At 70.2% G+C, this 3656-nt stretch carries 4 protein-coding genes; 2 read left to right on the forward strand and 2 right to left on the reverse strand.

Annotation, left to right across the window (positions count from 1 at the left end):
* On the reverse strand, positions 1-187 hold a 187-nt coding region (locus tag ESO86_RS13430), incomplete at its 3' end, for an MGMT family protein (RefSeq protein WP_165307824.1).
* Between the two features lie 33 nt (positions 188-220).
* Complete coding sequence (locus tag ESO86_RS13435) at positions 221-679, reverse strand: GNAT family N-acetyltransferase (protein ID WP_129235471.1); 459 nt, start codon at positions 677-679, stop codon at positions 221-223.
* 249 nt (positions 680-928) lie between these two features.
* On the opposite strand from ESO86_RS13435, the gene ESO86_RS13440 reads away from it, so the two are divergent.
* Complete coding sequence (locus tag ESO86_RS13440) at positions 929-2146, forward strand: NADP-dependent isocitrate dehydrogenase (protein WP_129235472.1); 1218 nt, start codon at positions 929-931, stop codon at positions 2144-2146.
* Positions 2147-2342: 196 nt separating this feature from the next.
* The coding region (locus tag ESO86_RS13445; protein WP_129235473.1) for an HAD-IC family P-type ATPase at positions 2343-3656 on the forward strand (1314 nt) is incomplete at its 3' end.

The raw sequence follows: 3656 nt of genomic DNA on the forward strand, positions 1-3656 counted from the left end.
CCCCCGCGCGGACGACGCGCCACCAGGGCACGTCGCCGCCGTAGCGCGCCATGACCTGGCCGACGGCGCGCGCTCCGCGCGAGCCGAGCGTCGCGGCGACGTCGCCGTAGGTCATCACCGTGCCGGGCGGGATGTCGGACACCACGGCGAGCACGGCGTCGACGAAGCCCTCGCCGTCACGCGGCATCCGTCGCCCCTGGATCCGGTCGCGCGGGCCTGCTCAGCCGGCGAGCTCGAGCGCGCCGATGACGTCGCCGTACTGGGTCTCGCCGACGTCGCGGAAGCCGATGCGGTGGAAGAACTCGCCCGGTCCGCCCTCGCCCGGCTCCCACAGCACGGTGATGCGGTCGAACCCGCGGCGCTTGGCCTCCTCGGCGAGCGCGTGCGCGAGGAACCGGCCGACGCCCTTGCCCTGCGCCTCGGCGTCGACGTTGATGCGCCAGATGCAGGCCCGGAACTCCTCGTGCTCGTTCTCGGGGTCGAAGTTGCCGTGGATGAAGCCGACGACCTTGTCGTCGTTGAGCGCGACGCGCTGCCACGCGGTCGCGGGGTTCACCACGGAGGACTCGGCGGCGTAGGTGACCGGTGCGATGAACTGCTCCTGGCCCGGCTTCAGCGACAGGGTGTTCGCGGCGACGATGTTCGTCGCGTTCAGTTCTTCGAGTCGCAGATCAGCCATGCATCGCAGCCTAACCGCATGAGGTGGCGCGCCGGTAACCCTCATGCGACCGGATGGAACGCCGCCGGCCGGCGCCGCGTCGGCGGGATGCCGGTCGTCTGCGGTGACGTCGCAGCCGCGCGTCGCCGCCTCGATCTCTCGATGTCGAGATATTCCGGCGACGCGGTAAGCTGGTCGGCGGCGTGTCGGACACCCCCGAGACTTCCTCGCTTCCCAAGCAATCCCACGAGATCCCAAGGAGACCGACCCTTGTCGAAGATCAAGGTCGAAGGCACCGTCGTCGAACTCGACGGCGACGAGATGACCCGCATCATCTGGCAGGCCATCAAGGACCAGCTCATCCACCCGTACCTCGACGTCAACCTCGAGTACTACGACCTCTCCATCCAGAAGCGCGACGAGACCGACGACCAGATCACGGTCGACGCGGCCAACGCGATCAAGCAGCACGGCGTCGGCGTCAAGTGCGCGACGATCACGCCCGACGAGGCGCGCGTCGAGGAGTTCGGCCTCAAGAAGATGTGGCGGTCGCCCAACGGCACCATCCGCAACATCCTCGGCGGCGTCATCTTCCGCGAGCCGATCATCATCTCGAACATCCCGCGGCTCGTCCCCGGCTGGAACAAGCCGATCATCGTCGGCCGCCACGCGTTCGGCGACCAGTACCGCGCCACGGACTTCAAGTTCGACGGCCCGGGCACGCTCACGATGACGTTCACCCCGCAGGACGGCTCGGAGCCGCAGCAGTTCGAGGTCTTCCAGGCCCCGGGCTCGGGCATCGCCATGGGCATGTACAACCTCGACGCCTCGATCCGCGACTTCGCGCGCGCCTCGCTGAACTACGGCCTCGACCGCAACTACCCGGTGTACCTCTCGACGAAGAACACGATCCTGAAGGCCTACGACGGCCGCTTCAAGGACATCTTCCAGGAGGTCTTCGACACCGAGTTCAAGGAGAAGTTCGACGCCGCCGGCATCACCTACGAGCACCGCCTCATCGACGACATGGTCGCGGCCTCGCTCAAGTGGGAGGGCGGCTACGTCTGGGCCTGCAAGAACTACGACGGCGACGTCCAGTCCGACACGGTCGCCCAGGGCTTCGGCTCGCTCGGCCTCATGACGTCGGTGCTCACCACGCCCGACGGCGGCATCGTCGAGGCCGAGGCGGCGCACGGCACGGTCACGCGCCACTACCGCCAGCACCAGCAGGGCAAGCCCACCTCGACCAACCCGATCGCCTCGATCTTCGCCTGGACGCGAGGCCTCGCGCACCGCGGCAAGCTCGACGGCAACCAGGAGCTGATCGACTTCTCGCACACGCTCGAGGACGTCGTCATCAAGACGGTCGAGTCCGGTGCCATGACGAAGGACCTCGCGCTCCTCGTCGGCCCCGACCAGGAGTTCCAGACCACCGAGCAGTTCCTCAACACGATCGACGCGAACCTCAAGGCGCGCCTCGGCGCCTGAGCCGCCCCGCTCGAACGGTCCGAAGGGCCGGATGCCCCGTGCATCCGGCCCTTCGCCGTGTCCGGGCGCCCCGCAATCGCGCCTGCCGTGCATCCGAGTGCGCCTCCTGCGGTGGAGGACGCGGTCATCCGGCGCTCGACCGCGGAAGCGGACCTTCGTCGCGATCGGATCGGGCGGGTGAGCGAGGATGGGGGGCATGGCCCGCGGCATCCGTCTCGTCCGTCGCTACCCCGTCGTCGCGCTCACGCTCGCGATCGGGCTCGTCGGCATCGTCCTCGCGCTCGCCGGGCAGGTGTGGCTCGTCGCGTGGATCTTCAGCATCTACGCGCTGGGCGTCGCGGCGTGGCAGGCCGTGGGCATGGTGCGCGACATCATGCGCGGGCATTGGGGGCTCGACATCCTCGCCGTCACGGCGATCGTGGCCACCGTCGTGGTGGGGGAGTACGTCGCCGCGCTCATCGTGGTGCTCATGCTGACCGGCGGCGAGGCGCTCGAGGACTACGCCGGACGTCGCGCGAAGCGCGAACTCGACGCGCTCCTCACCCGGGCGCCGCAGCGCGCGCATCGCGTGGTCGACGACCACTTCGTCGACGTGCCCGTCGACGAGGTCGAGCCCGGCGACGTGCTGCTCGTGCGACCGAGCGAGATCGTGCCCGTCGACGGCGAGCTCCGATCCGACGAGGCGGCGGTCGACGAGTCGTCGATCACCGGCGAGAGCGTTCCCGTCGAGAAGCACCGCGGCGACGGACTCCTCTCGGGCTCGGTGAACGGCCACGCCGCCATCGAGATCACCGCCAGCGCGCGCGCGGCCGACAGCCAGTACCAGCAGATCGTCGCGCTCGTCGCCGAGGCCGCCGCGAGCAAGGCGCCGGTCGTGCGGCTCGCCGATCGCTACGCGGTTCCGTTCACGGCGTTCTCACTGCTGCTCGCGGGGTTCGCATGGTGGATCTCGGGCGATCCGGTGCGCTTCGCCGAGGTGCTCGTGCTCGCGACACCCTGTCCGCTCCTCATCGCCGCGCCCGTCGCGTTCATCGGCGGCATGAGCCGCGCGGCGCGGAACGGCGTGATCGTGAAGGGCGGCGGCGTGCTCGAGCTGCTCGCCCGCGCCCGCACCGCGGTGTTCGACAAGACGGGCACGCTCACGCACGGCTCGCCCGAACTCGTGGCGGTGCGGCCCGAGGCCGCTTTCGGCGAGGACGAACTGCTCGGGCTCGTGGCATCCGCCGAGCAGTACTCCTCGCACGTGCTCGCGGAGTCGATGATCGACGCGGCGACCGCACGGGGCATCCGCCTGCGGGAGGCCGCAGCCGCACGTGAGGCGGCCACGAACGGCGTCGTCGCGCGCATCGACGGACGAGAGGTCGTGGTCGGCAAGTTCGCCTTCGTCGCCGAGCACGCACCGGAGGCCCGTCGCACCGCGATCGCGCCCGGCGAGCTCGCGGTGTACGTCGCGGTGGACGGCGCCTACGCGGGCGCGCTGCTCGCTCGCGACCGGTTGCGCGGCGACGCC

This window comes from Agromyces binzhouensis (assembly GCF_004135055.1).
GTDB classification, from domain to species: domain Bacteria; phylum Actinomycetota; class Actinomycetes; order Actinomycetales; family Microbacteriaceae; genus Agromyces; species Agromyces binzhouensis.

Coding starts and splice junctions, on each gene's coding strand:
- ESO86_RS13435 (WP_129235471.1), bottom strand. CDS start 679: ATGGCTGATCTGCGACTCGAAGAACTGAACGCGACGAACATCGTCGCC.